A 26,331-nucleotide genomic window follows, 5' to 3' on the forward strand; every position below is an offset into this window, starting at 1 on the left:
TCACGCCTCCGCTTGCGAGCCGTCGAAGCGGTAGCCGACGCCCCACACGGTCTGGATCAGACGGGGCCTGGCGGGGTCGTCCTCGACCTTGCCGCGCAGCCGCCGGACGTGGACGGTGACGGTCGACAGGTCGCCGAAGTCCCAGCCCCACACCTCGCGCATCAGGTCCTCCCGGCTGTAGACGCGGCCGGGGTGCCGGAGGAAGAAGGCCAGGAGGTCGAACTCCCGGATGGTGAGGGCGAGTTCGGCACCGCCCTTGAGGGCGCGGCGGGCCGCCGGGTCGACCGAGAGCCCGGCCGCGCCGAGCGTGCCGGACGGCTGGGCGGGCCGGCTGCGGCGCAGTACGGACTCGACGCGCAGCACGAGTTCGCGGGGGCTGAACGGTTTGGTGACGTAGTCGTCGGCGCCGACCTCGAGCCCGAGGATGCGGTCGTCCTCGTCGCCGCGCGCGGTGAGCATGATGACCGGCACGGGCCCGTGGCCCCGCATCCGCCGGCACACCTCGAGGCCGTCCATGCCGGGCAGCATCAGGTCGAGGACGACGAGGTCGGGCCAGTGGGCGGCGGCGCGGGCGAGGGCGTCGGGCCCGTCCCCGGCCCGGTCGACGACGTATCCGGCCCGGTCGAGGTACCCGGAGACGACCTCGGCGACGGTGGGATCGTCGTCGACGACGAGCACCCGGGCCCCGGCCTGTCCGTACTGCTGCTGCTCCATGGAGCCAGCCTCGCACCGCGCACGCGCCTGCGCCGCTGTCGGCTCCCGACGTCCCTGTTTCGTAAGGAGCCAAGGCCCGATATGCCCTTTTCGCGCTCGTAGGGTGAATGCCGTGACAACCCCTTCCGACACAGACGAAAGAGCAGCGGGCGCGGCGTCCGTGGACGTCGTACTCCCCTGTCTCGACGAGGCCGAGGCCCTCCCCCGGGTGCTGGAACGCATCCCGCCCGGATGGCGCGCGCTCGTCGTGGACAACGGCTCCACCGACGGCTCGGCGGACATCGCCCGCGCTCTGGGCGCGCGAGTCGTGCACGAGGCGCGGCGCGGCTTCGGCGCCGCCTGCCACGCGGGCCTGACCGCCGCCACGGCGGACATCGTCTGCTTCTGCGACTGCGACGCCTCCCTCGACCCGGCCGATCTGGTGCCGTTCGTGCGCCGGATCCTGGCCGGGGAGGCCGACCTGGTGCTCGGCCGCCGCCGCCCGCAGTCCCGCGGCGCCTGGCCCCCGCACGCCCGCGCCGGCAACCTCGCCCTCTCCCACCTGCTCCGCCGCCGCACCGGCCTGCGCCTGCACGACCTCGGCCCCCTGCGCGCCGCCCGCCGCGAGCCGCTGCTCGCCCTCGGCCTCACCGACCGCCGCAGCGGCTACCCCCTCCAGATGGTCGTACGCGCCGCCGACGCGGGCTGGCGCATCGGCGAGTACGACGTCCCGTACCACCCCCGTACGGGCGCCTCCAAGGTGACCGGCACCTGGCGCGGCACCTGGCAGGCGGTGCGGGACATGAGCCGGGTACTGGCCCAGCCGCCGGTCGAACCGCGGGCCCGGGAAGGAGCCCGCCCGTGACGATCCGTGCCGCCTCCCCGACCCTCCTCGTCATCGCCAAGGAACCCAGGCCCGGACGGGTGAAGACCCGGCTGACACCGCCGTTCACCCCGCAGGAAGCGGCCGCGCTCGCGGAGGCGGCCCTCGCGGACACCCTGGACACGGTGGCACGGACGCCCGCACGCCGCCGGGTCCTGGTCCTGGAGGGCGAACCGGGCCCGTGGCTGCCGTCCGGCTTCGAGGTCGTACGGCAGTGCCCGGGCGGCCTCGACGAACGGCTGGCCGCCGCCTTCGCGCACTGCGAGGGCCCGGCGCTCCTCATCGGCATGGACACCCCGCAGGTGACGCCCGACCTGCTCACCGTCGACTTCACCGACTGCGAGGCGTACTTCGGCCCCGCCGAGGACGGCGGCTTCTGGGCCCTGGGGCTGGCCGACCCCGACCCCGCACTCCTGCGCGGCGTCCCGATGTCGACGCCGCGCACGGGTGCCGTCCAGCGCGCCCGGCTGGCGGGACTGCGCGTGCGGGACCTGCCGCGAATGCGGGACGTCGACACGGCGTACGACGCGAAACTGGTCGCCAAGACCGCACCCGACGGACGCTTCGCCACGGAGCTGGCGCGCCTTGCGGCGGCGGGGCGATGAGCGGCGGACAAGAAGTCACGACGCGGTTCGGGCGGGAGACGACGGCGCGGATGGGGCGCCAGGCCGGTGCGGTCACGGCCCACCTACGGCGGGGCGTCGATGACGACGTCGCTCCCCTAACCGGCGCTTCGCCGACCGGTCGGGGCGCCGGCACCGACGGCCCGCGCCCTCACACTAGGGGCGGCGACGACACCCCGCCACCGGACGCCCTCGCGGACGAGGACGGCGGCACCTGGCCGACCCGCACGCTCGTGGACGACGGCACCTGGTCCGCCGACCCCTACGCCGACGCCCTGCGCACCGGCCGGGGACCCCTGTTCCTGCGCCGTGCCGACGGGTGGCTGCTGCTGCTCGAAGTGGAGCGTTGGTGCGCGGAGGCCGACGCGGTGGACCTGGCGGTGGTGCGCCGCTGCGAGGGTGCGGTGCTCGACGTCGGCTGCGGACCGGGCCGCCTGGTAGCGGCGCTCGGCGCGCGCGGATGGCCGGTGCTCGGCATCGACGTGAGCGCGGCGGCCGTGACCCGCACGGTCGCCCTCGGCGGCCAGGCCCTGCGCCGCTCGGTCTTCGAGCCGCTGCCCGGCGAGGGCCGCTGGGGCACCGCCCTCCTGATCGACGGCAATGTCGGCATCGGCGGCGACCCGCAGGCCCTGCTCGACCGCATGGCCCAACTGCTGGCTCCCGGCGGCTTGTTGATCGCCGAGACGGTTCCGGCCCCGGACGTCGACGAGCGGGTACGGGTGCATGTCACCGACGCGCGAGGAGCCACCGGCAGCCCCTTCCCCTGGGCCCGGCTCGGCACGTCGGCCCTGCTGCGGCACGCGGACCGCGCGGGCTGGCGGGCCGTCGATCAGTGGACGGCCGGCGGCCGCAGCTTCGTCGCCCTGCGCAGCCGCAGCACGAACAGCAGCGCCGAGCCGCCGAACAGTACGGCCGTCACCAGCAGCCAGCGGGCGAGGAAGCCGTCCGCGGACAGGCCGGTGGCGGACGCGTAACGCGCCGTCACCCGGCCGCCGATCAGCGGGAACCAGACCAGCAGGAGCAGCCCGGACAGGGCGGCGGGCACGCGGACGTACATCACCTGCGTGCGACGCCGGCCCGCCGCCTTCACCAGGGCGCGGTCCGCCGCCGCGTACAGCGGCAGCAGCACCAGGTCGTGCAGCAGGGCCGCGCCCACGATCCACAGCGCCACGCCGAACCAGTCCTGCGCGAGCAGCTGCACTCCCGCGTAGGCGGCGAGCGCGAACGAGCAGGCGAGCAGCAGGAGTTGGAGCGGGCTGCCGATCACGAGACGGGGTCGGGGCAGACGCATCACAGGTCTCCGAACGTCATCCGCGCCACCCACTTGGTGTTGAGCACACCGGGCGCCGCGGGCACGATGACCCGTGCCGGGTGGCCGTGGTCGGGGGTCAGCTCCTCGCCGTTGACGAACAGGGCGAGCAGGGAACGCGGGTCGGCGACCTGGTTGGAGCGCAGCGCGGCCCGCCGGAAGGCGCCGTGCCGCTGCAACGACTCCACGAACACGTCGGGCGGATCCTGGTCGTGGCCGACGAGGGCCGCGAGATCCCGCAGCCGTACGCCGCGCCACCACTGGTCGGAGGTCGACCAGCCCTCCACGCATGCGATGGGCAACGCCGAGCTGTGCAGCGGGAGTTGGAGCAGTTCGGTGCGGCTCAGCCGGACGGTTCCGGAGCGTCCCGTCATGACCAGGCGCCACGCCTCCTCGCTCCTGTCCGCCGCGCTGATCCCGGCGTACGCGGCGGTCTTGTTGATCTGGAAGCCGCCGGGACCGCTGCCGGGATCGGCGCCGCCATGAGGGGCGAGGACGGCGGTCCGGCGCAGCCCGTCGAAGTCCTGCCCGACCGTCGTGGCGAACAGCAGCAGCGAGCCGCCCCCGACCAGCCCGAGCGCGCCGCGCCGGGAGACGGTGGGCGGGTCCGGGTTCGGGGACACCAACTCGCTCTTTTCCTCGCGCAGTTGACGCAGATTGCGCAGGGCCATGGGCGTCTTGAGCACGGCGTGCGCGACGAAGGCGGCGAAGAAGACCCAGGCGCCGTAGAAGTGCAGCGGGTAGAAGGAGCCGGGGAAGACGTAGTCGAGCTGGACGTTCAGCACGCCGGTGACGAACTCGAACAGGCCGCCCCCGACGAGCAGCAGCAGCGAGAGCCGCTCCAGCGCGTGCGTGAGGGAGCGGGCGGGCGGCAGCGTGAAGAGCTTCGGCACGACCGACCACAGCTTGGCCAGCAGGACGGGGATCAGCGTGATCCCGAGGGTGACGTGGACGCCCTGCGTGAGCCGGTACAACCAGTGCGGGTCGGTCGGCCAGGAGAAGAGGTAGAAGCCGAGGAGCCCTTTGTCCGGGGTCTTGTCGTTCACCGGCGACAGGTCCGGGTTGTAGGCGGCGTACGACAGCAGTCCCGTCACGAACAGCACCGTGATCCCGCCGAGCAGGACGATGCCGAGCACGGAGGTGAACCAGGGGCCGCGCAGTGGGCTGCGCCAGAAGGAGGGCGAGAAGGGTGTCCGTCTCATGCCCCGACCGTAGATCCGGGGCACCCCCGGAACGGGTGCGCGAACCATGACGAAACTCTGACATCCGCGCATGTCAGCCGTCCGGGGGAGGTCGTGCGGCCTAGCGTTTGCGCCGTGAATCGCGACCTGCGCCGAGACCTGTACGCCGCCGCGGCCGCCGCGCTGCTCGTCGTGGCGGCCGTGGTCGTCGGCACCGGCATCGAGCACCGCGACGGCTCACTCCGCGTCGAATGGCCCCCACTGCTGGCGACCTGGGAGCCGCACGTCGGCCCCGGCACCCCGGCCGCGCTCGCCGTCGCGGCCGCCGTGGTGGCGTACGGCCCGACCCTCGCCGCCCGACTGCCCTGGCGACCCCTGCTGCTCACCGTCTGGGGGACGGCGTTGGCCTGGACGTGGTCCCTGGCCCTGGTCGACGGCTGGTACCGGGGCATCGCCGAGCAACTGACGACGCGAAACGAATACCTGCAGGTCATCGGCCGCTTCCACGACATCCCCGGCACTCTGCGGGACTTCACCCGCCACATCCTGATCGACGCTCCGGACAACTGGCCCGCACACGTCGCCGGTCACCCCCCGGGCGCCACCCTCACCTTCGTCCTCCTCGACCGGATCGGCCTCGGTGGCGGCGGCTGGGCGGGCACCTGGTGCATCACGGTCGGTACGACCGCGACGGTCGCGGTCCTCGTCGCCGTACGGACACTCGCCGACGAGAAACTCGCCCGGCGCGCGGCCCCCTTCCTCGCCCTGGCCCCGGCGGCGGTGTGGGTGGGAACTTCCGCCGACGGCTACTTCGCTGCGGTCGCCGCCTGGGCGATCGCGTTCCTGGCCCTGGCGGTGACGGGCCACCACCCCCGCCGGACCGGCTTCGTCTCGGGCCTCCTCTTCGGCCTGACCGCGTACCTCTCCTACGGCCTCACCCTCTTCGCCCTGATCGCGGCCGCCGTCCTGCTCCTCGGCTCCCACCGCACCCGCCCCCTCCCCTCCCTCCTCGCCGGACTCGCCGTGGTCCCGGCCGTGTTCACCGCGCTGGGCTTCGACTGGTGGGAGGCGTATCGCCTGCTGGTCACCCGCTACTACCAAGGCGCGGGTGGCGTACGGCCGTACGGCTACTGGGTGTGGGCGAATCTGGCCTGCACCGTGTTCATCGTCGGCCCGGCGACGGCGGCAGGACTGCGCCGCACGGGCACGACCCTCACCCGACGCGCCCCGGCACCCGACTTCCGCCTCGGCGTCCTCGTGGCCGCCGCCCTGCTCGCCCTCCTCGTCGCCGACGCGTCCGGCATGAGCAAGGCGGAGACGGAACGCATCTGGCTGCCGTTCGCGCTGTGGCTCCTGCCGGGCTGCGCGTTCCTGACGGGCCCGCGCGGCTGGCTCGCCGCGCAGGCCGCACTCGCACTGCTGGTCAACCACCTGCTGCTGACGGGCTGGTGACCTGAGCGGGTCCGGCGAAGTCCGCTGCGGTACGGCAGCGCCCTGAAGGGGCGCGGGGCTGTGTCGATATGCGGCTCCGCCGCGTGAGCGCGACCAGCCCCCACCGGCCCGCGCCCGCGGCGGAGCCGCATGTCGATGCGGCATGACCGTGCTCCCAGCGGAGCGTCACGGCAGCGGCTGTTCCGCCCAGATGACCTTGCCGTCGGGCGTGTACCGCGTCCCCCACCGCTCCGTGAGCTGGGCGACCAGGAACAGGCCGCGGCCGCCCTCGTCCTCCGTGCGGGCGCGGCGCAGGCGGGGGGAGGTGCTGCTGCCGTCGGAGACCTCGCAGATGAGGGCGCGGTCGCGGAGGAGGCGGAGCTGGACGGGGCCGGTGGCGTGGCGTATGGCGTTGGTGACGAGTTCGCTGACGACCAGTTCGGTGGTGAAGGCCAGGTCGTCCAGGCCCCAGGCGGCGAGCTGTCCGGTGACCGCGGTGCGCGCGCGGGAGACGACCGCCGGGTCGCTGGGCAGGTCCCACCGGGCGACCCGTTCCGGGCCGAGGACGTGCGTGCGGGCGACGAGCAGCGCCACGTCGTCGCTCTGCCGGGCCGGCAGCAGCGCGTCGAGGACCGCCTCACAGGTGTCCTCCGGCGGCCGGTCGGAGACGGCCAGGACGCTGCGGAGCCGGTCCAGTCCGGAGTCGATGTCGCGCAGCCGGTCCTCGACCAACCCGTCGGTGTAGAGCACCAGTTGGCTGCCCTCGGCGAGTTCCAGCTCGACGGTCTCGAAGGGCATGCCGCCGAGGCCGAGGGGCTGGCCGGAGGGCAGGTCGACGAACTCGACGGTGCCGTCCGGCGCGACGACCGCGGGCAGGGGGTGCCCGGCGCGGGTGAGGGTGCAGCGCCGGGACACCGGATCGTAGACGGCCAGGAGACAGGTCGCACCGACGATGCCGGAGTCGGCCTGGGTGCTCTCCACCGCCCAGCCCTCGCCCCGGTCGAGCCGTCCGACCAGGTCGTCGAGGTGGGTGAGGAGGTCGTCGGGCGGCAGGTCGAGGGAGCAGAAGTTGTGCACGGCGGTGCGCAGCCGGCCCATGGTCGCGGCGGCGTGCAGCCCGTGTCCGACGACGTCGCCGACGACCAGCGCCACCCGGGCGCCGGACAGCGGGATCACGTCGAACCAGTCGCCGCCGACACCGGCCTGCGCGGGCAGATAGCGGTAGGCGACCTCGACGGCGCTCTGCTCGGGGCGGCCCTTCGGCAGCAGGCTGCGCTGCAGGGCGAGGGCGGTGTTGTGCTCGCGGGTGTAGCGGCGGGCGTTGTCGATGCAGATCGCCGCGCGGCCGACCAGCTCCTGGGCGAGGGAGAGGTCGTCGTCCTCGAAGGGGGCGGGCTTCTCGGAGCGGTAGAAGCTGACCACGCCGAGCGTGGTGCCGCGGGCCCGCAGCGGCACGGTGATCAGGGAGTGGACGCCCGCCGCGAGCACCCGTTCCAGTCGCTCCGGGTCCTGTGCCAGCCAGCCGCCCGCCTTGGCCAGGACGGACTCCATGACGGACTGCGTGGTCTCCAGGCTGCGGGCCTGCGGCGTGGACGGAACGTACTCGACGGTGTCGCCGACGTCGTAGAGGTTGTGGGGCTGCTTGCGTACGGCGCGGATGGCCACCCGGCGCAGCGCGCTCCGGCCGCCGAGTTCCTCCGGTTCCTCGCCGCGCAGCACCGCGTCGGGCAGGTCGACGGCGACGAAGTCGGCGAACCGGGGCACGGCCACCTCGGTCAGCTCCTCCGCGGTCCGGGTGACGTCGAGCGTGGTCCCGATCCGGACACCGGCTTCGTGCAGCAACTCCAGCCGCCGGCGCGCGAGTACGGCCAGCCGGCCGACGCCGGGCTCCCCGACGAGCAGCAGCCGGCTCTCGGCAGCGCCGAGGATGTCGCCGACGGTCGCGGCCGGCTGCGGCGTCGGCGGGTATGGGGGTACGACGGCTCGGACGACGGCGGGCGAGGTGGCCACCGGGGAGGGGGCGGATGCGTCGAACGCGGGTGCCTCCGCGGCAGGTACCTCGGCCGCAGGCGCCCCGGATGCGGCCGGCCCGGATGCGGTCCGCCCGGCAACCGGTGGCGACGTCGGCAGCCCGAGTCCGCTCAACCGCGGCCCGCCCAGGATGCGCGCCTCCACCGCGACGCCCGACTCCCCCGCCGCGCCCATGACCTGACGCCGCAGCAGCGTGGCGACGCGGCCGCCGGACAGGGGGACCTCGTCGAGGGTGCGGTTCGGTGAGGCGATGAGTTCCTCGGCCCGCTCCCGCAGCACGGCCAGGTCGATCCGGCCGAGACTGTCGCCGTCGCGCCCAATGCCGTGCCCCGGCGCGGGATGCCCGGACGACCCGAGCGCTCCGCCCGCGTCGAGGCCCGCCCGCCGGTACGCGGCAAGCAGCGCCCGTTCCCGCTCCGTGGCCTGATCGAGGAGCCGGCCCTCGATGTTCCGGGCGGCCGCGCGGACCAGCCGCAGCATGGTGGGGTCGCCGTCGTCGCGCAGACAGGTGAGGTCGAGGACGGCCTCGATGCGTCCGCTCAGCGGGTTGCGGACGGGCGAGCCCGCGCAGGCGAAGGGCTGCAGGCAGTCGGCGAAGTGCTCGCGGCCCACGACGTAGATGGGGCCGCGCTCGGCGAGCGCGGTGCCGACGCCGTTGGTGCCGGCCACCGCTTCGGAGGCGTCGAATCCCGGGGCGAAGTTCACCTCGTCGAGGCGGTCGCGCAGCGCCCGGTCCCCGCCGAGCCGCTGGATCATGCGGCCCCGCGGGTCGCACAGCGCCACCGTCATGCCCATGTCCGCCAGCGAGGCGGTCAGTTCCGCCAGCACCGGGTCGGCCGCGCGCAGGAACCGTTCGTCCAGCGTCAGGTCCTGCTCATAGGGGAGCAGGACGTGGTGCGCTTGGAGTCCCGCGGAGCGGCAGCGCTTCCAGGACTCGAGCACCGAGCCCCGGACATCCGCCTCGACTCGCGCACCGGCCAGAAAACGTTCGTGGGCATCGACGAGTCCGCCGATGTCGTCCCAGGCGACGGACAACGGGATCACTTCCTCACCTGGGGCCGGCCGGTCGTGTACCGCCACTCGGTTCGCCCCCGGCGGAGCCCCAAGCATTTTCACCCTAGACCTGCTGTGACCCACACCACAACATCGAACACATATAGGGCAACTCTGCATGCGCCATTGAATGATCCATTCAGCATCTCTAGCATCACCGGGTGATTGCATTCACCTCCGCTGCATGCACTCCCGCCGCATCCACCCCTGGCTCAAGGAGAATCCGTGTTCCCTGCCAGACGTCCATGGCGCTTCACGGCCGCCGCCCTGCTGCTGACCGCGGGCCTCACCGTCCCCACGATGTCGACGGCCACGGCCGCCCCGGCCACGCCGCCCCAGGTATGGCCGACTCCCCAGCACATCGAGGCGAAGCCGGGCCGACTCACCGTCCCCGACCGGGTCGTGGAGATCGTCGGCCCGAAGACCGACCCGTCGGCCCGCCGCCTCGTCGAGTCCGTCCTGCGTGACGCCGGGGCGAAACGGATCACGAAGGTCGACGCCGACGACAGGCCACCGGCGGCCGGACTCACCGTCTACCTCGGCGGCCCCACCGAAAACCCCGCCACCGCAAGGGCGTTGAAGCAACTCGGCGCCAAGTCCCCGACCGGCCTGGCCTCCGGCGGCTACACCCTCGCCTCCGGACGCAAGGACGGCCGGTCCCTCCTCGCCCTGTCCGGAGTCGACACCACGGGCACCTTCTACGCCGCCCAGACCCTGCGCCAACTGGCCACCGCACAGGGCACGTTGCCCCTGGTGACCGTCCGGGACTGGCCCACCGCCGCCCTGCGCGGAGTCGTCGAGGGCTTCTACGGCACCCCCTGGACCCACGCCGAGCGCCTCGACCAACTCGACTTCTACGGCCGTACGAAGCAGAACGTCTACGTCTACTCCCCCAAGGACGACGCCTACCTCCGCGCCCAGTGGCGCGACGAGTACCCGGCCGCGGAGCTGGCCCAGCTCAAGGAACTGGTCGACCGTGCCGCCGCCAACCACGTCCGCTTCACCTACGCCCTCTCCCCCGGCCTCTCCGTCTGCTACTCCTCCGCGTCCGACATCGCCGCCCTCACCCGCAAGTTCGACTCGCTGTACGACATCGGCGTCCGGTCGTTCGCGATCCCGCTCGACGACATCAGCTACACGCAATGGAACTGCGACGCCGACGAGAAGGAGTTCGGCACCGGCGGAGGCGCCGCGGGCGCGGCCCAGGCACATCTCCTCAACGAGGTGTGGAAGGACTTCTCCGCCGACCACACCGGCCTCCAGCCCCTGGAGATGGTCCCCACCGAGTACTCGGACCTCGCCGACTCCCCGTACAAGAAGGCCCTGCGCGAGAAGCTGGACCCGTCCGTCGTCGTGGAGTGGACCGGCGTCGGTGTGATCGCGCCGACCATCACCGCCGACCAAGTGGCGCAGGCCCGCGAGGTGTTCGGCCACCCGATCCTGGTCTGGGACAACTACCCGGTCAACGACTACGTCACCAGCCGTCTCCTCCTCGGCCCCTACACCGGCCGCGAGCCCGGCGTCGCGTCGAAGGCGGTCGGCGTGACCGCCAACCCGATGATCCAGGGCGAGGCCAGCCGCCTCGCGCTGTTCACCTCGGCCGCCTACCTCTGGAACCCGGACACCTACGACCCCCGCGCCGCCTTCCTCGCCTCCGTCCGCGACCTCGCCGGGCCCTCGGCCGCGCCATGGATGCGCGTCTTCGCCGAGAACAACTACTCCTCCCAGCTCGACCCCACCGAGTCCCCCACCCTCACCCGCCTCATCGCGGCCTTCCGCACGGCCTACGACCACGACAGCGGCCTCGACCGGGCGGCCGCCGCCCTCACCGCGTACTTCACCGACATGGCCGCCACACCCCGCGAGTTGCGCGCCCACCTCGCCAACCCCGGCTTCCTGAAGGAGACTTCGGCCTGGCTGGACAAGCTCGGCCGCTACGGCACCGCGGGCGAAACCGCCGTGGACCTGCTGCTGGCGAGCAAGAAGGGCGACACGGACGCCGTCACCACCTACTGGAACCGCCTCAAGTCCGAGCGCAAGGAACTCGACTCGATCCCCCAGCAGGTCTCACCGGGCGTGATGGACCAGTTCCTCTACAAGACGATGCTGGACTCCGCGCCCGACCCGGGAGCCGACGCCTCTTTCAGCCCGGCCTCCCTCAGCCTGCAGCCCGACGCCACCGAGACGGTGAAACTCACCCTCGCCGACAAGCGCTCCACCGCCTCCCGCACGGTCTCCTGGAAGCTCGCCGTGCCGGACGGCGTCACCGTCTCCCCCACCGAGGGCAGCGTCACCGTCCCCGCCGGGGGCAGCGCCTCGGCCACGGTCACGGTGACCGCCGGGACGGCGCAGGGAGTGCGCTCGCTCGTGCTGTCCGGCACCGGAATCCTCACCCGGGCCATCCCGGTCCTGGTCACCGACGGCACGGGCACGTCCAGGGCCCTGACCGCCAACTTCAGCGGCGCGTCGGTGAGTTCGATCGACCTGGCGTCCGGGAAGAGCACCGCCGTCACGGTGGGCGCCAACCCCGGTGAAGTGGTCGTGAGCTCCGACGGGCACACCGCCTACGCCGCCAACCAGGGCTCCAACACGGTCAGCGTGATCGACGTGGCCGCCGGAAAGGTCACCGCCACGGTCCCGGTGGGCCGGGTCCCGGCCGGCCTCGCCCTGACACCGGACGGCCGTACGCTCTGGGTCGCCAACTACACCGACGGCACGGTCCAGCCCGTGGACACCGGCACCCTGAAAGCGGGCGCACCCGTGACGGTCGGTTCCGGCCCGGAGAACATGGCGATCACACCCGACGGAAAGACCCTGTACGTCGCCGACATCCACGACAACACGGTCACGCCCGTCGACCTCACCACCCTCGAGGCCGAGACCGCCGTCCCCGTCGGCCCCAGCCCCTTCAACGTGGTCGCCGCGCCCGACGGCAGGACGGTGTACGTGTCCAACTCCGGCGGCTCGACGATCACTCCGATCGACACCACCACCAACGACACCGAACCGACCCTCCTCGTCACCGGCCAGGCCTACGGCCTCGCCCTGTCACCCGACGGCCGCACCCTCTGGGTCAGCCCGAGCAACGGCGACACGGTCACACCGGTGGACACGGTGACCGGCGCCCCGGGCAAGCAGGTGACGGTGGGCAAGTCGGCCTTCGACGTGGGCCTGAACTGGAACGGCAGCACGGCATACGTCACCACCGCCGACGGAAACGCCTTGGTGCCGATAGACGTGGCGTCAGGGAAGGCAGGGACTCCCTTCACCACCGGCGCATATCCACTGGCGGTGGCGCTGACCCCCTGAAGGGGCGCGGGGCCACGGAGCTCTCAACTGGCGGTACGCCGAATCCTCCCGGCGTACCGCTTCTCCAACCCCAGATTGCCCTCGAACCCACCGGGAACGTTGGCCGAGACATAGACCGGCGGCCGATCCCCCGAGTCGAGCAAAAGCTTCGAGGCCTCCGCAACGGCCATCTGGACGAGCATCACGCCGGTGAGCGTGGACAGGGCACACACCGAGCCGCCACCGGGAAGCTCCAGCAACGCGTCCCCCCGCGGAGCCCGATTGTCGAGGACGACGTCCGCAAGGTCGACAAGCTTCTTGCCGCTCGGGTGGGCCGCCGGGACGGCATGGGTGTGGCTGAGGGAGGTGATGGCGAGGACGCGGTGCCCCTCTTCCTTGGCCCGCAGGGCCATCTCCACGATGACGTTGTTGACGCCGGAGTTGGAGATGATCACGAAGAGGTCCTCGGGGCTCGGTGTCGCGAGCCGGTAGAGCCGCTCGGCCACACCCGGGCTGCGCTCCAGGAGCGGGTCGTCGAGGACGCTCGGGTCGTCGCCGCCGTAGAGGACGAGGTCGGCCATGCTGAGGCGGTTGGTGGGGACCAGACCGCCCGCGCGGCCCGCGAGTTCGAGGACCATGGCCTGGGAGTGGCCGGTGCCGAAGGCCTGGATGACGCCGTTGGCGCGGATGCAGTCGGCGATCAGCCCGGCGGCGCCCGCCACCTCTTCACGTGCGGACTCGGTGATCTTCTGGAGTACGGCCAGGCTCTCCCGCGCGAAGCCCTCGGCGCTCACAGACTCGACGGACACGCGATACTCCCCACTGGTGGATTGAACCACCCCATCTGACTGCACAGGTGAATCAATAAATCACATGGTTCATGCAGCGAGCAATGCGCGAACATCGCTCGCTTTTGTGGTCCTGGTATTCAATCCGTACCCCGAAGGGTGGCTGATACCTTCTCCTCATGCCCTCGACGGACGTCACCACACTGATCCGCACCGAGCTTCCCCGGCTGGCCGGATCACTCCGGAAGGTCGGCGAGCTGATCCTGGAGGATCCGGCCGCCGTCACGCATTGTTCGGCCGCCGAGCTGGGCCGCCGCACGGGCACCTCGCAGGCGACGGTGACCCGTTTCTGCCGCGCCATCGGGCTCGACTCCTACCAGCATCTGCTGATCGAGCTGGCCCAGGAGCGCGGCCGCGGCGAGGTCTCCGACTGGGGCTCCACCGAGATCGACACCGACATCTCGCCCGACGACAGCCTGGAGCGGGTCGTCCAGGTCGTCGGCGTCGCGGACCTGCGCGCGATCCAGCAGACCATCGACCGCATCGACCTCGACGCACTCGAGCGCGCCTCCCAGGCTCTCGCCAAGGCCCGGCGCATCGATGTGTACGGCGTCGGGGGCAGCGGCGCGGTGGCCCAGGAGACCGAGACCCGACTGTTCCGCATCGGCTGCTCGGTCCGCGGCTGGACCGAGGTGCACGGGGCGGCCACCTCGGCGGCCCTGCTCACCCCGGCGGACGTGGCCATAGGCATCTCGCACTCCGGCGCCACCCGCGAGACCCTCGAACCGTTCGAGATGGCCAAGGAGCGCGGCGCCACCAGCATCGCCCTCACCACGGACCCGCGCTCGCCGCTGGCCCGGGCCGCCGACATCCGGCTCATCTCGGCCACCTCGGAGACCAGCTTCCGCACCGGCAGCATCGGCGGCCGGCACTCCGTCCTGATGCTCGTCGACTGCCTCTACGTCCGGGTCGCCCAGCTCTCCTACCAGCGCGCGAGCGCCTCGCTGGCGCTCACCGACCACATCACTCCGCAGCATGCGGTGAAGTCGCGCCGGACGAGGTGAACCAGTCCGGCGGCCGGCACTCGATGTGACCACGGTTGCATGGATGAACCACCGAGGAAACGTGAAGATGGTTGATTGAACCATCCAGGCGATGCCAGGATGGGGCTCCGCCGAGCATCCTCGTAGGAGACCCATGCGCGTCACCTCTGCCGAGTCGACCGAGCTCTTCGTCGGGACGACCGAGCATCCGCACCAGGTGATGGCCGTCGAACTGAGCCACACCCCGGGCCGCACGGTCCGCCTCACCGTCGCCGGCCCGGGCGTCCGCAGCACCGGGGAGACCCTGGCCACGGTGGGCGACGACGGCACCGTCCGTGCCGAGATACCCGTGACGAGCGACCTCGCCCCCGGCGACCTCAGCCAGGTCACGGTCACGGCCGAGGACGCCGACGACCCGACGACGACCGCCGAGCGCACGGTCGGTTTCACGGCCGCCGAGCCCGGCTGGACCATGTTCATGGTCAGCCACTTCCACTACGACCCCGTCTGGTGGAACACCCAGGCCGCCTACACGGAGACCTGGGACGTCGCCGACGACCCGGCCACCACCGGTCTGCCCGCCCGCACCTTCGACTCGCGCGGCCAGTCCGGGATGAGCCTGGTCCGCGCCCACTGCGACCTGGCCCGGCGCGACCCGGCGTACACGTTCGTGCTGGCGGAGGTCGACTACCTCAAGCCGTACTGGGACTCCTTCCCGGAGGAGCGCGCCTTTCTGCGGGAGCTGATCCGCACCGGCCGCGTCGAGATCATGGGCGGCACCTACAACGAGCCGAACACCAACCTCACCGGCGCCGAGGCCACCGTACGCAATGCTCTGTACGGCGACGGGTTCCAGCGCGGGATCATGGGCTCGTCGCCGGAGACGGCCTGGCAGCTGGACGCGTTCGGGCACGATCCGCAGTTCCCCGGGCTGATGGCGGACGCGGGGCTGAGCTCCAGTTCGTGGGCGCGCGGGCCCTTCCACCAGTGGGGGCCGACGCTGTCCGTCTTCGGCGAGGAGCCGCGCGATCCCCAACGCATGCAGTTCCCGGCCGAGTTCAGCTGGATCGCCCCGTCGGGGCGCGGACTGCTGACGGCCTACATGGTCAACCACTACGGCGCCGGGTGGGCGATCGACAACGCGCCCGACCTGGCGGCGGCGGAGGCGGCCGCCCTCAAACTGTTCCGGGGTTTGAGGAAGGTCGCCCTCACCCGCAACGTCCTGCTCCCGGTCGGCGGCGACTACGCGCCGCCGTGCCGCTGGGTGATGAACATCCACCGGGACTGGAACGCGCGGTACGTCTGGCCGCGCTTCGTCAGCGCGGTGCCGAGGGACTTCTTCGCCGCAGTCCGCGCGCAGTTGGACGCCGAGGGCCGCAAGGCCTCCCCGCAGACGCGGGACATGAACCCCGTCTACACCGGCAAGGACGTCTCCTACATCGACACCAAGCAGGCCCAGCGGTACGGCGAAACGCTGCTCGCCGACGCTGAGGCCTGGGCGACGCTCGCCTCGCTGGTCACCGGGCACCCGTATCCGGACGCCGCGCTCGACAAGGCCTGGCGGCAGCTGATCTACGGCGCCCACCACGACGCCATCACCGGCTCCGAGTCCGACCAGGTCTACATCGACCTGATGACCGGCTGGCGCGAGCTGGCCGATCTCGCCGAGACGGTGCACGCCGACGCGACCCAGGCCCTCGCCGACCACGTCACCCCGGGCAGCGGCGCCGACCTGGTCGTCTTCAACTCCGCGACCTGGCCGCGACGGGATGTGCTGACAGTGGACGACCCGGGGCTCGTCCCCCTCGGTCTCCCCGCGGTGCGCGAGGAGGACGGTCGACTGCGGGTCGTGGTACCGGAGATACCGGGCATCGGCTTCAAGGCCCTTCCGCTCGGGGAGGGTTCCGTCCCCGCGTGGGCGCCCGGCGAGGGCACGACCATCCGCAACGAGTTCTACGAGGTCACGGTCGACCCCGCGCGAGGCGGCGGCGTCAGCAGTCTGCGCGCGCTCGCCGAGGGCGGCCGGGAGCTGCTGCGTGCCGGGGACATCGGCAACGAGCTCGTCGTGCAGGAGGAGTACTCGAGGCACCCGCGTTTCGGCGAGGGCCCCTGGCACCTCACGCCGACCGGCACCACCGCCGCCCGCAGCCGTGACGTGCGGGCCGACATCGATGTCGATCACTCACCGGCGGGATCCCGGATCACCGTCCGGGCCGACCTCGGGCTGTTCCGGTACACGCAGCGCCTGACGCTGTGGACCGGCGTACCGCGCGTCGACGTGACCACCACCATCGACGGCTACGACGGCGCGGACCGGCTGATCCGGGTCCGCTGGCCCTGCGACGTGCAGGGCGGACTGCCGGTGCACGAGGTCGCGGACGCGGTGATCGGGCGCGGATTCGGGTTCGTCGACGTGGACAGCGAGCGGTTCCCGTGGACGCTGGACAACCCGGCCAACACCTGGTTCGGGCTGGGATCCACGGCACGGGTCGAACTACGCGACGACACGGGCGCGTTGCTCGGCCACCGGTCCATCGGCGTCGCCGAGCTCGTGTACGCGTCCTGGGACGAGGCCGGTGAGCTGGGCACCGCGCTCGCGGCGGCCCTCGTGCGCTCCGGGGTCACGGCGACCTCCACGATCGCCGGCGGCCCGCGCTACGGCGACCTGGAGGTCGACTCCAACCTCCCCGACATCCGGATCGCCGTCGGCGGCCCGGACCGCAACTCCGTCGTCGCCGAGGCGCTCGGCTGGGACCCGGCCGCCGGACGCGAACTGCGGCGCCGGCTCACCGAGAGCGACGTGGCGGCCGTCTGGGTCGCGCCGCGTGCCTCGCTGCGCGAGGAGTGGGTGCCCGGGGCCGACCTGCGGGACCTGGAACGGCTGCCGCTGCTCGTGGTGGCGGGCGCCGACGCCGAGGGCGACGCGAAGGCGGTCGACGCGCTGATCGCCGACCTGGACGACGCGACCGTCACGGCCACGGCGGCGGGCGGCGGCGAGGCGCTGCCACCGGGCGACGCCTGGGACGGGCGCGGCTTCGCCGTCCTCAACCGGGGCACGCCGGGCTGCGTCGTCACCTCCTCGGGCGACCTCTACATGTCGCTGATGCGTTCCTGCACGGGCTGGCCGTCCGGCATCTGGGTCGACCCGCCCCGCCGCACGGCCCCGGACGGCTCGGCGTTCCAGCTCCAACGCTGGTCCCACACCTTCGAGTACGCGGTGGTCGGCGGCGAGGGGGACTGGCGCCAGCAGCAACTGCCGCGCGTGGGCCATGAGTTCAACCATCCGCTGAGCGCGCGGGTACGGGGTGCTTCCGAAGAGGCGGCCCTGCCGGGGGAGTTGGCCCTGCTCGCGGTCGAACCGGCGGGCGAGGTCCTGCTCGACGCCCTCAAGCCGGCCGGTTCACCGCTCGCCCGCGGCAGCGTGGCGCCGGCCGATCCCGGGCGCGGGGTCGTCGTTCGGATGCACGAGGTCAACGGACGTCCGGTTCGGGCGCGTGTGCACGGGCCGCGGGCCTGGACGCGGGGCGCCCGCGCGGACGTACTGGAGACGCCGGGAGAGCCGCTGGCGCCGGACGAACAGGGCGTGCTCGGCGTCGGGTTGACCGGCTTCGAGGTCGCGACCGTCCTGGCCACGCCCGCCGAAGGCTCCCGCGCCTCCTACGACCCCGGTGTCGCCGCCCACGAGCCCGCGCAGCCGGTCCACACCCGCTACTGGCTGCACAATTCCGGCCCCGCACCGCGCGGCAACATGCCGGTCGCCGCGTACGTCTCACCGACCACGCTCACCGCCTCCGGCGGCCCCCTCACCGCGACCGTCCGGATCGCCTCGGAACTCACCGACGCGCCCGTCTCGGGCACCGTGACCGTCGAGGTCCCGCCCGGCTGGTCCGCCGAGCCGGCCCAACTGCCGTACGCACTGGGCCCGGGCGGCTTCACCCTCACCGAGGTCACGGTGACGCCCCCGCCCGACGCCGTGCCCGGCCGACACTGGCTGACCGCGCGACTGTCGTACGAGGGGCAGACCTACGAGGACGTCGTGGCCCTCGACGTTCCGGGCGGGCAGGCAGGGCCAACTCTCCTGGCCGATCTGGGAGTTGAGCAGATCACCGTCCGCAGAGACGAGCGCACCCGGCTCCCGGTGACGGTGCACAACACCACCCGCGGCCCGATCAACGGCACCCTGTGGGCGGTGTCCTCCTGGGGCACCTGGCCGGGGATCGGCCCGGGCTGCCAGGGGTTCGCGGTCGCCGCCGGGGAGCAGCTGGACTGCCACATCGACGTGGACGGGAGTGCACTGCCGCCGGGCTCGTACTGGCTCATGGCAAAGCTCGCCTGGCACGGGCGCGTCGCCTACACGAAGGCAGTCGCACTGGAGGTGATCCCATGACGGAACACGCAGCTGTGGTACGAGGCGAGGGCGTCCCGAAGGACCGCGTGGACGCACTGCTGAAGACGGTGCCGGTGGCGCCCCAAAGGGGCGCTGGGCAGCATCGACTTGCGGCTCCGCCGCGGAGCGCGATCAACCACGACGCCACCGCAGACGACCGACGACCCACCACGGCACCCCTGGCGGAGCGACAACGCAGACGCTGGGCCACCCAGGTGGTGGTCGCGGACGAACTGGCCCGACGAGCCTGCGCGGAACGGGGATTGACGCCTCCCGAGGAGGCATCCCCCGCCCGCCTGCTGGCCGTCGCCGGAACCGACGTGGCCGACCTCGGCAGCATCGTCGCCGCGGCGCTAGCCCACTCGCCGTCCGCCCGGACCCTGCTGGCCGAGCTGGAGGCCGGACAGGACGTGCCGGAAGAGGCCGTGGAGGACTACTACGAGCGCAACCGGGACCGCTTCCTCACCCCGGACGCACTACGGCGCGGAGTCGACCCGTTCGGAAGGACGGCACCCGCGGACTTCCTGCCGTACGAGCAGGCCCGCGAGGGCATCGCGCGCGAACTCCGGCGCGCGGCGGGCCATCGCGCCTTCTTCGACTGGTTCGACCGGGCCCGGGCCGAAGTCGTGTACTCCGCGGGGCACGAGCACCCCGGCGACCCCTCGCACCCGGACCACGAACACCGCCACTGAACACGCACGGAACCGAAACGCAACACGGGAACCCATTGACCTCCGATGAATTCTGGTCCACCTTTTCATCAATCGGAGTCGAAGTTGGTTGATTGAACCAGCCATCGGCTGGTCCCAGGAGGGTGGACATGCGCGCTGGAAGACTGACCGCATCCGTGGCGGGAATCATCGCCCTGACGTTCACGGCGGCCGGCTGCGGCCTGTCCGGCGGATCCGACGGCGGGGACGCCACCGCCGGTGGCTGCAAGGTCGACAAGGGCAACGTGGGCTCCGGCAGGCTGACGGGTGACGTCAAGGGACAGATCACCTTCCAGACGACGAATCTGAAGAAGGACTTCGGGGACTTCTTCAACGGAGTGATCAAGGACTTCGAGAAGGCCCACCCCGGCGCCAAGGTCAAGTGGATCGACGATCCCGGCGACAACACGTTCACCCAGCGCACCGTCGCCGACGCCCAGGCCTGCACCCTGCCGGACGTGCTCAACCTCAACGCCGAGACCGCGACCGCGCTCACCAAGGCCGGCTACCTGCTCAATCTGGGCGTCAAGGACCCGGGCGTCGCGAAGCCCTTCGTTCCGGCGTTCTGGAAGTCCAGCACCTTCAAGGAGGCCTCGGGGTCGTCGATCCACACCGTGCTCCCCTGGTACACCGGCGGCATCGTCCTGACGTACAACACGGACCTGCTGAAGAAGGCCGGGGTCGACCCGGCGAAGCCGCCGACGACCATGTTCGGGCTGTTCGCGGACTACGAGAAGATCGCCAAGGCGGGCAAGGGCAAGTACTACGCGACGATGGCCAACCCGGTCTGGCGGATCCCGGCCGACTTCGACCAGATGAACATCAAGACGCTGTCCGCCGACGGCAAGTCCGCCGTGTTCGCCAATGATCCGAGGACCACGCAGTGGGTGGCCTGGATGGCGAAGCTGTACAAGGAGGGCGCCATGCCGAAGGACTCGCTGTCCTCCAGCAACGACCCCTCCACGCTGTACAGCCAGGGCAAGGTCGCCTACGGCTCGACGAACCCGAGCTTCGTGCGCTTCGTCAAGCAGAACAGCCCGTCCATCTACGCCAAGACCGGCGTCGGCCAGCAGCCCTTCGACGCGCTCGGCCACACCACCGGTGCCCCGCAGTACATATCGGTGGCGGCGACCAGCAAGCACGCTCCCGTGGCGCTGGCGTTCGCGAAGTACCTCACCAACGCCGAGAACCAGACGGCCTGGTGCAAGGACCCGAACGTGGTGATCTTCCCGACGACCACCACCTCGCTCAACGACCCGTTCTTCCAGAAGGTCTCCGGTGACGATCCCTTCTCCGAGGCCCGCAAGCTCGTCGCCGAGCAGCTGAAGACCACCACCGCCTACCAGACCGTCCTCTCCCCGGCCGCGCAGAACGCCATCGTGGCGCAGGTGCAGCTGGCCATGCAGGGCAAGAAGAGCCCCGAGCAGGCCGTCAAGGACGCCCAGTCCAAGGTCGACGAGCTGCTGAAGCAGGCGGGCTGACCGTGGCGACACAGACCACGAAGCCGGTGTCCGTGCCCGGTGCGGAGCGCACAGCCTCCGCGCCGGGCACGGCCCCGTCCCGTATACGACGACTCGGCCGGGCGCTGCTTCCCGGCCCCGCTACCGACGCCAACGGAGCGGCGCTGTACCGCCGTTGGTGGCTGCCCTGGCTGTGGAGCACGCCCGCGATCGTCTGCGCGGTGGTGTTCGGCGTGTTCCCGTTCCTCAACACCGTTCTGCTGTCGTTCACCAATGCCAAGCCGCTCGGCGGCGCCGCGAGCTTCGTCGGGCTGTCCAACTACACCCGGATGCTGGACGACTCGGACTTCTGGCTGGCGACCCGCAACAGCATCCTGTACGCGGTGATCGTGGTTCCGCTGATGGTGCTGCTGCCGCTGATGCTGGCCGTCCTGGTGGAGAAGAACCTGCCGGGCATCGGCTTCTTCCGCTCCGCCTTCTACACCCCTGTCCTCGCCTCCAGCGTGGTCGTGGGCCTGAGCTGGCAGTGGCTGCTGGCGGACGACGGACTGATCAACACCTGGCTGCAGAAGGCCCATCTGATCCAGAGCGCCATCCCGTTCCTGTCCGACTCGTGGCTGATCCTGCTGTCGGCGATGGGCCTGACGCTGTGGAAGGGCCTCGGCTGGTACATGATCTTCTACCTGGCCGCGCTGGGGAACGTGCCCAAGGAGCTGCACGAGGCGGCCTCCATGGACGGCGCCGGCGCCGTCCGCCGCTTCTGGCACATCACCATGCCGGGCGTACGCCAGGCCATGATGCTGGTCGGCACGCTCACCGGCATCGGCTCGCTCAGGGTGTTCACGGAGATCTACATGCTGGGGAGCTCCACCGGCGGCCCGGGCGGCGCCGACCGCACCCTGCCCTTCTACATCCGGGACGTCGGCCTGGACCCGATCACCGGCAACGCCGGTTACGGCTCCGCGGTCAGCGTCGCGCTGTTCGTACTGACCCTCGGCCTGACCCTGCTGGCGCAGCGCCTGACCAAGGAGGACGAGGCATGACGACCGCTGTGGACAAGCCCCGGCGCCTGATGCCGCGCTGGCGGGACTACGGCCGCCCTCGCGAACTGGTCGTCCGCTACCTGCTGTTGCTGTTCGTGCTCGGCATCACGGTCGGCCCCCTGGTCTGGCAGCTCCTGGCGTCCCTCAAGAGCACGAGCGAGGATGTCTTCGGCGCGAACGCCTCGCTCCTGCCGCACCACCCGACGCTGCGCGCCTACCGGCAGGTCTTCAGTCAGGTGCCGGTCGCCACGTACATCAGGAACAGCACGATCGTGGTGGTCCTGTCGATCGTCAGCCAGCTGGTGTTCTCCACCACGGCCGGCTACATGCTCTCCAAGCCCGGCTGGAAGGGCCGCAAGGCGGTCTGGGTCGTGCTGGTCGCCTCCATGATGTTCCCCTTCGAGTCGATCATGGTGTCGCTGTTCCTCAGCATCCGCGACCTGGGCCTGGTCGACAACCTGGTCGGCGTGTGGCTGCCCGGGTTCGTCGGAGCCATCAACGTCCTGCTGATGCGCGGCGCGTTCCTGGCGGTGCCCCGCGAGATCGAGGACTCGGCGATGCTCGACGGCGCGAACGAGTGGCAGCGCTTCAAGTACCTTTACCTGCCCTCTGCCTGGGGCGCGATCCTGGTGGTCACCATCAACACGTTCATCAGCGCCTGGGACGACTTCCTCTGGCCGCTGATCGTGCTGCGCTCCGAGAGCCACATGACGCTGACGCTGGGTCTGTCCCGGCTGCAGAGCTCGTCGTTCGGCTACGACCAGCGGGTGGTCATGGCCGGTTCGGTGATCTCCGTGATCCCGGTGCTGGTGCTGTTCGTGATCACGCAGCGGTGGTTCTACAAGGGCGTCTCTTCGGGGGCCGTCAAGCTCTGATCTCTCGGGTCTCTGTGATCTGTCCGGATCTCTCAGATCTCCAGCACGGCGGGTACGGCGCCGAGCGCGGCCCGCGCGGACCCGGCGACCCGGATCTCCCCGGTCTTGGTCCCGGCGAGTCGGTCCCTGTCGAGCGGCAGGCTGACCGAACGGCACTCGCCGGGTGCCAGGTCGACACCCTCGAACGCGAACAGTTCGAGGGTGCGCGGCCATCCGGACGTGATCAGCCTCCGCAGATAGACCTGCACGACCGTACGCCCCTGCCGCGCACCGGTGTTGGTGACGTCGACCGTGGCGGTGTGCCCGTCCGTGCTCGGCGAGCCGTACTCGAAGCTCGTGTACGCCAGCCCGTGCCCGAAGGCGTAGAGCGGCTCGGCGCTCTCGTCCACGTAACCGCCGTACTCGGTGTCCTTGTGGTTGTAGTAGACCGGGAGTTGGGCGACCGAGCGGGGCACGGAGACGGGGAGCCGGCCGTGCGGCTCGGCCAGTCCGAGCAGCACCTCCGCGATCGCCTCGCCGCCCCATGGGCCGGGGTACCAGGCGGTGAGCAGGGCGGCCGCGGTGTCGGGGACGACATGCGGGCGGCCCTGGATCAGCACCACCGCCGTCGGTGTGCCGGTCGCGACGACCGCGTCCAGCAGCGCGTACTGCGCCCTGCCGAGCCCCAGGCCGGCCAGGTCCGCGCCCTCGCCGCAGGTCATCTCGGAGACGGTGGTGAGCGCGGCCCCGTTGGCGGCGAAGTCCGTCTCCGTCGTACGGGCGCTGCTGCCGCCCAGCACCAGTACGGCGAGGTCGGAGGCGGCGGCCGCGGCGACCGCCTCGGGGATGCCGGAGAGGTCGCCGCCGGTCAGGGCGCAGCCGCGGGCGTACCGGATGTCGGTGCCGGGCGGGGCGAGCCGGCGCAGTCCGTCGAGCACGCTCGTGCCGGTGCCGGGGTGCTGCGGGGCGGTGTAGTCGCCCGACTGGTGGGCGACGGTGGCGGACTGCGGTCCCAGCACGGCGATACGGGAGACCCGCGCGGAGACGGGGAGCACGCCCCCGTCGTTGCGCAGGAGGGTGACCGAGGCCCGGGCCAGGTCGGTGCTCAGCGCCCGGCCCTGCTCGCGGGACGGCAACTCGCCACCCCCATAGGGCCGTTCGAAGAGCCCGAGACGGAACTTGAGGCGCAGGACGCGCGCGACGGCCGCGTCCACGGCGGCCTCCTTGACCAACCCCCGCTCGACCGCCTCCGCCAGGTGCGTGAAGCCCTCGTCCCACAGGCTGAGGTCGATGCCGGCGTCGAGCGCACGGGCGCCCGCGGAGACCTTGTCGCCGGTGATGCGGGCCAGCCGGTCCACGGCCAGCCCGTCCGCCATCACCAGCCCGTCGAACTCCCAGCTCTCGCGCAGGAGTCCGGTGAGCAGGGCACGGTTGCCCGAGCACGGCATCCCGTCGACCTCGTTGTACGCGGCCATGACGGCGGCGGCTCCGGCGCGGACGCCGGCGCGGGCGGCGAGGAGGTGGATCTCGTGGAGCTCCCTCGAACCCAGCTCGGACTCGGCGGAGTTGCGACCGCCGACGGTGGCGCCCTGCCCGGCGAAGTGCTTGAGAACCACGGGCGCCTTGTCGGCGGCGAAGCCGTCCACCGGTGTGCCCTGCATGCCGCGCACGAGTGCCTCCGTCAGGCGGGCGGCGAGGTACGGGTCCTCGCCGAAGCACTCCTCGGTACGGCCCCAGCGGGGGTCGCGGGCGATGTCGAGGGCCGAGACCAGGGCCAAGTGGCCGCCGCGGGCGCGCAGTTCGGCGGCGGCGTGCGCGGCGGCGCGCTCGTACAGCTCGGGGTCCCAGGTGGCGCCGACGGCCAGGTTGACGGGGAGGACCGTGCCGTCCAGCGCCATGTGGCCGTGCGGCACCTCCTCGACGAACAGCGCGGGGATGCCGAGCCGGCTGCGCTCGAGAACGTGCCGTTGCACCGACTCGGCGAGGGCCGCGCTGTCGTCGGCGCCGGGCCCGCTGCCGTGCTCGACGCCGGACCAGGCGTCGGCGCGCATCAGCCCGTAGAGGGCGCCGAGTCCCTCGAAGCGGTCGGTCTCGGCGTACAGGGCGTCGGTGAGTTCGTAGCCGCCGTCGGGGGTGCGACGGTAGGCGTCCCAGCCGTACATGCGCTGGTTGAGCTGACCCACCTTCTCGCGCAGGGTCATCCGGGCGAGGAGGTCGCGGACGCGGGCGTCGACGGGGGCGGCGGGGTCGCGGTAGCTGCTCACGCGGTGTCTCCGTACTCGATCCGGGCGAGCTCCACGGCACCGCGGCAGCCGTCGGCCACCCAGTCGAGGGTGAGGCCGAGGGTCCGCAGGCGGGCGGTGAGGGGTGCGGTCAGGGGGCCTTCGGGGCCGAGAAGGCCGCCGGTGGCGACGACGGGTTCGCCCGGGCGGGGGTCCAACGCCGTGACGGTGTCGGTCAGTCGGTCCACGGCCCCGTCGAGGATCGCCTCCGCGACGGGGTCCTTGTCCAGGGCCGCCTCGGCCACCAGCGGGGCGAACCGGGCGAGCCGGGTCGGGGGCTCGGCCATGACGACGGGGAGCAGGTGCATGCGGTAGGCCTCGCGGTGCGCGCGGGGCCAGTCGAGGGCGGCGCGGCCGTCGTACGGCGGGCGCGGGAGGGGAGGCAGGGCGCCGGGATCGTCGTGCGGACGGACGGGGCCGGCACCGGGCGCACCCGCATCACCGCCGCGCCGAGCAGGGCCGTCACCCGGCCCGCCCCGGCCGCCGTTGTCATCGGCGCCACCGCCGCCGGGCGCGCCCGTTGCGCCGTCCGCCTCGCTTCCGTCGGCATACGGCAACACCTCGGCCGGCAGGCCCAGCGCCTGCCCCACCGAGCCGGCCAGCAGCGTCGCCGGCCCCCGTCCGTCCGCCATCCGCAGCGCGGCCCGTACCGCCTCGCGGCCGATCCAGAAGCCGCTGCCGTCGTCGCCGAGGAGCCAGCCGTCGCCGTCGACCGTGGCCGTGCAGCGGCGGCCGGTGATGCGCATCGCGACCGCGCCCGTGCCCGCGACCAGGGCGAGGCCGTCCGTCGGGGTGCCGGGGGCGGAGGCGAACGCGGCCTCGATGTCGCTGCTGACGGCGAGCGCGGTGGCGGTGATGCCCACCTGACCGAGTGCGGCGGTGAGGGCGGTCAGGGCGTTGAGCCGACCGGGGTCGTCCTCGTCGGCCCCCGTGGCTCCCGCGAAACCGCCCGCCACCGCCACGACACGACCGCGCGCCGACTCCGGCACCGCCCGGGCGACCGCATCGGCGAGGTGGTCGATGAGCTGGGGCAGCGGGACGGTGAGGGCGTTGCCAGGACCGGCGGCGCCCTCGCCGAGGAGGCGCCCGTCCGCGGCGGCGGCCAGGACGGCGCGGGTGCGGGTGCCGCCGGCGTCGAGGCCGACGACCAGCGGCGCTCCCGATCCGCCGGAAGTTTGGTTCAAATCGCTATTCATTACCGACCATGGTGGTTGATACATTCAGCAAGGACAAGCCCCGTTCCGTGGACGAGCAGGCCCTCGGGCCTGTGCC

Annotated in this window: 17 protein-coding genes; 11 read left to right on the top strand and 6 right to left on the bottom strand. The window is 72.1% G+C overall.

The window, feature by feature from the left end:
- Complete coding sequence (locus tag OG303_RS13785; protein ID WP_405868318.1) at positions 1–714, bottom strand: response regulator transcription factor; 714 nt, start codon at positions 712–714, stop codon at positions 1–3.
- 112 nt (positions 715–826) lie between these two features.
- Here OG303_RS13785 and OG303_RS13790 point away from each other — a divergent pair, with 112 nt between their 5' ends.
- The 3 genes from OG303_RS13790 to OG303_RS13800 are packed head-to-tail and all read left to right on the top strand — an operon-like array spanning position 827 to position 3,173.
- Positions 827–1,558 (top strand): glycosyltransferase family 2 protein, encoded by a 732-nt coding sequence (locus tag OG303_RS13790; RefSeq protein ID WP_405868320.1) that lies wholly within the window; start codon positions 827–829, stop codon positions 1,556–1,558.
- A complete protein-coding gene (locus tag OG303_RS13795) occupies positions 1,555–2,181 on the top strand; it encodes a DUF2064 domain-containing protein (protein ID WP_405868322.1) in 627 nt (208 codons plus the stop codon). Before OG303_RS13790 ends, OG303_RS13795 begins: the two co-directional genes overlap by 4 nt.
- A 50-nt stretch (positions 2,182–2,231) precedes the next feature.
- Positions 2,232–3,173, top strand: coding sequence for a methyltransferase domain-containing protein (locus OG303_RS13800; RefSeq protein ID WP_405877249.1), 942 nt, complete (start codon positions 2,232–2,234; stop codon positions 3,171–3,173).
- Positions 3,174–3,489: 316 nt separating this feature from the next.
- On the opposite strand, the gene OG303_RS13805 is transcribed toward OG303_RS13800, so the two are convergent.
- Positions 3,490–4,710 carry a molybdopterin-dependent oxidoreductase gene (locus OG303_RS13805; protein WP_405868324.1) on the bottom strand — a complete coding sequence of 407 codons (1,221 nt, stop codon included), beginning with the start codon at positions 4,708–4,710 and terminating at the stop codon, positions 3,490–3,492.
- Positions 4,711–4,824: 114 nt separating this feature from the next.
- Here OG303_RS13805 and OG303_RS13810 point away from each other — a divergent pair, with 114 nt between their 5' ends.
- Positions 4,825–6,141: a hypothetical protein gene (locus OG303_RS13810; protein ID WP_405868326.1), complete on the top strand. Its 1,317-nt coding sequence runs from the start codon at positions 4,825–4,827 to the stop codon at positions 6,139–6,141.
- Positions 6,142–6,306: 165 nt separating this feature from the next.
- On the opposite strand, the gene OG303_RS13815 is transcribed toward OG303_RS13810, so the two are convergent.
- Positions 6,307–9,195: a SpoIIE family protein phosphatase gene (locus OG303_RS13815; RefSeq protein WP_405868328.1), complete on the bottom strand. Its 2,889-nt coding sequence runs from the start codon at positions 9,193–9,195 to the stop codon at positions 6,307–6,309.
- A 309-nt stretch (positions 9,196–9,504) separates the two neighbouring features.
- On the opposite strand from OG303_RS13815, the gene OG303_RS13820 reads away from it, so the two are divergent.
- Positions 9,505–12,513 carry a beta-N-acetylglucosaminidase domain-containing protein gene (locus OG303_RS13820; protein ID WP_405877251.1) on the top strand — a complete coding sequence of 1,003 codons (3,009 nt, stop codon included), beginning with the start codon at positions 9,505–9,507 and terminating at the stop codon, positions 12,511–12,513.
- Between the two features lie 23 nt (positions 12,514–12,536).
- Here OG303_RS13820 and OG303_RS13825 read toward each other — a convergent pair whose 3' ends face one another.
- On the bottom strand, positions 12,537–13,301 hold the full coding sequence (locus tag OG303_RS13825; protein ID WP_405868330.1) for a sugar isomerase domain-containing protein: 765 nt from the start codon (positions 13,299–13,301) through the stop codon (positions 12,537–12,539).
- 158 nt (positions 13,302–13,459) lie between these two features.
- Here OG303_RS13825 and OG303_RS13830 point away from each other — a divergent pair, with 158 nt between their 5' ends.
- The 6 genes from OG303_RS13830 to OG303_RS13855 all read left to right on the top strand — a co-directional run bounded on the left by OG303_RS13830 (position 13,460) and on the right by OG303_RS13855 (position 22,798).
- Positions 13,460–14,344, top strand: a complete 885-nt coding sequence (locus OG303_RS13830) for a MurR/RpiR family transcriptional regulator (protein ID WP_405868334.1) — start codon at positions 13,460–13,462, stop codon at positions 14,342–14,344.
- Positions 14,345–14,477: 133 nt separating this feature from the next.
- The gene (locus OG303_RS13835; RefSeq protein WP_405868336.1) at positions 14,478–18,710 is read left to right on the top strand and encodes an NEW3 domain-containing protein; all 4,233 of its coding nucleotides are present in this window, start codon (positions 14,478–14,480) and stop codon (positions 18,708–18,710) included.
- On the top strand, positions 18,707–19,402 hold the full coding sequence (locus OG303_RS13840) for a peptidyl-prolyl cis-trans isomerase (protein ID WP_405868338.1): 696 nt from the start codon (positions 18,707–18,709) through the stop codon (positions 19,400–19,402). The genes OG303_RS13835 and OG303_RS13840 overlap by 4 nt, the downstream gene beginning before the upstream one ends.
- 128 nt (positions 19,403–19,530) lie before the next feature.
- A complete protein-coding gene (locus OG303_RS13845) occupies positions 19,531–20,901 on the top strand; it encodes an extracellular solute-binding protein (RefSeq protein ID WP_405868340.1) in 1,371 nt (456 codons plus the stop codon).
- 2 nt (positions 20,902–20,903) lie between these two features.
- The gene (locus OG303_RS13850) at positions 20,904–21,923 is read left to right on the top strand and encodes a carbohydrate ABC transporter permease (RefSeq protein ID WP_405868341.1); all 1,020 of its coding nucleotides are present in this window, start codon (positions 20,904–20,906) and stop codon (positions 21,921–21,923) included.
- Positions 21,920–22,798, top strand: a complete 879-nt coding sequence (locus tag OG303_RS13855) for a carbohydrate ABC transporter permease (RefSeq protein ID WP_405868342.1) — start codon at positions 21,920–21,922, stop codon at positions 22,796–22,798. Before OG303_RS13850 ends, OG303_RS13855 begins: the two co-directional genes overlap by 4 nt.
- Before the next feature lie 32 nt (positions 22,799–22,830).
- On the opposite strand, the gene OG303_RS13860 is transcribed toward OG303_RS13855, so the two are convergent.
- Complete coding sequence (locus tag OG303_RS13860) at positions 22,831–24,978, bottom strand: glycoside hydrolase family 3 N-terminal domain-containing protein (RefSeq protein WP_405877253.1); 2,148 nt, start codon at positions 24,976–24,978, stop codon at positions 22,831–22,833.
- Positions 24,979–25,037: 59 nt separating this feature from the next.
- Positions 25,038–26,243 (bottom strand): N-acetylglucosamine kinase, encoded by a 1,206-nt coding sequence (locus OG303_RS13865; protein ID WP_405868344.1) that lies wholly within the window; start codon positions 26,241–26,243, stop codon positions 25,038–25,040.
- Positions 26,244–26,331: the final 88 nt, after the last annotated feature.

Source organism: Streptomyces sp. NBC_00005, from assembly GCF_045160215.1.
Classification (GTDB): Bacteria; Actinomycetota; Actinomycetes; order Streptomycetales; family Streptomycetaceae; genus Streptomyces.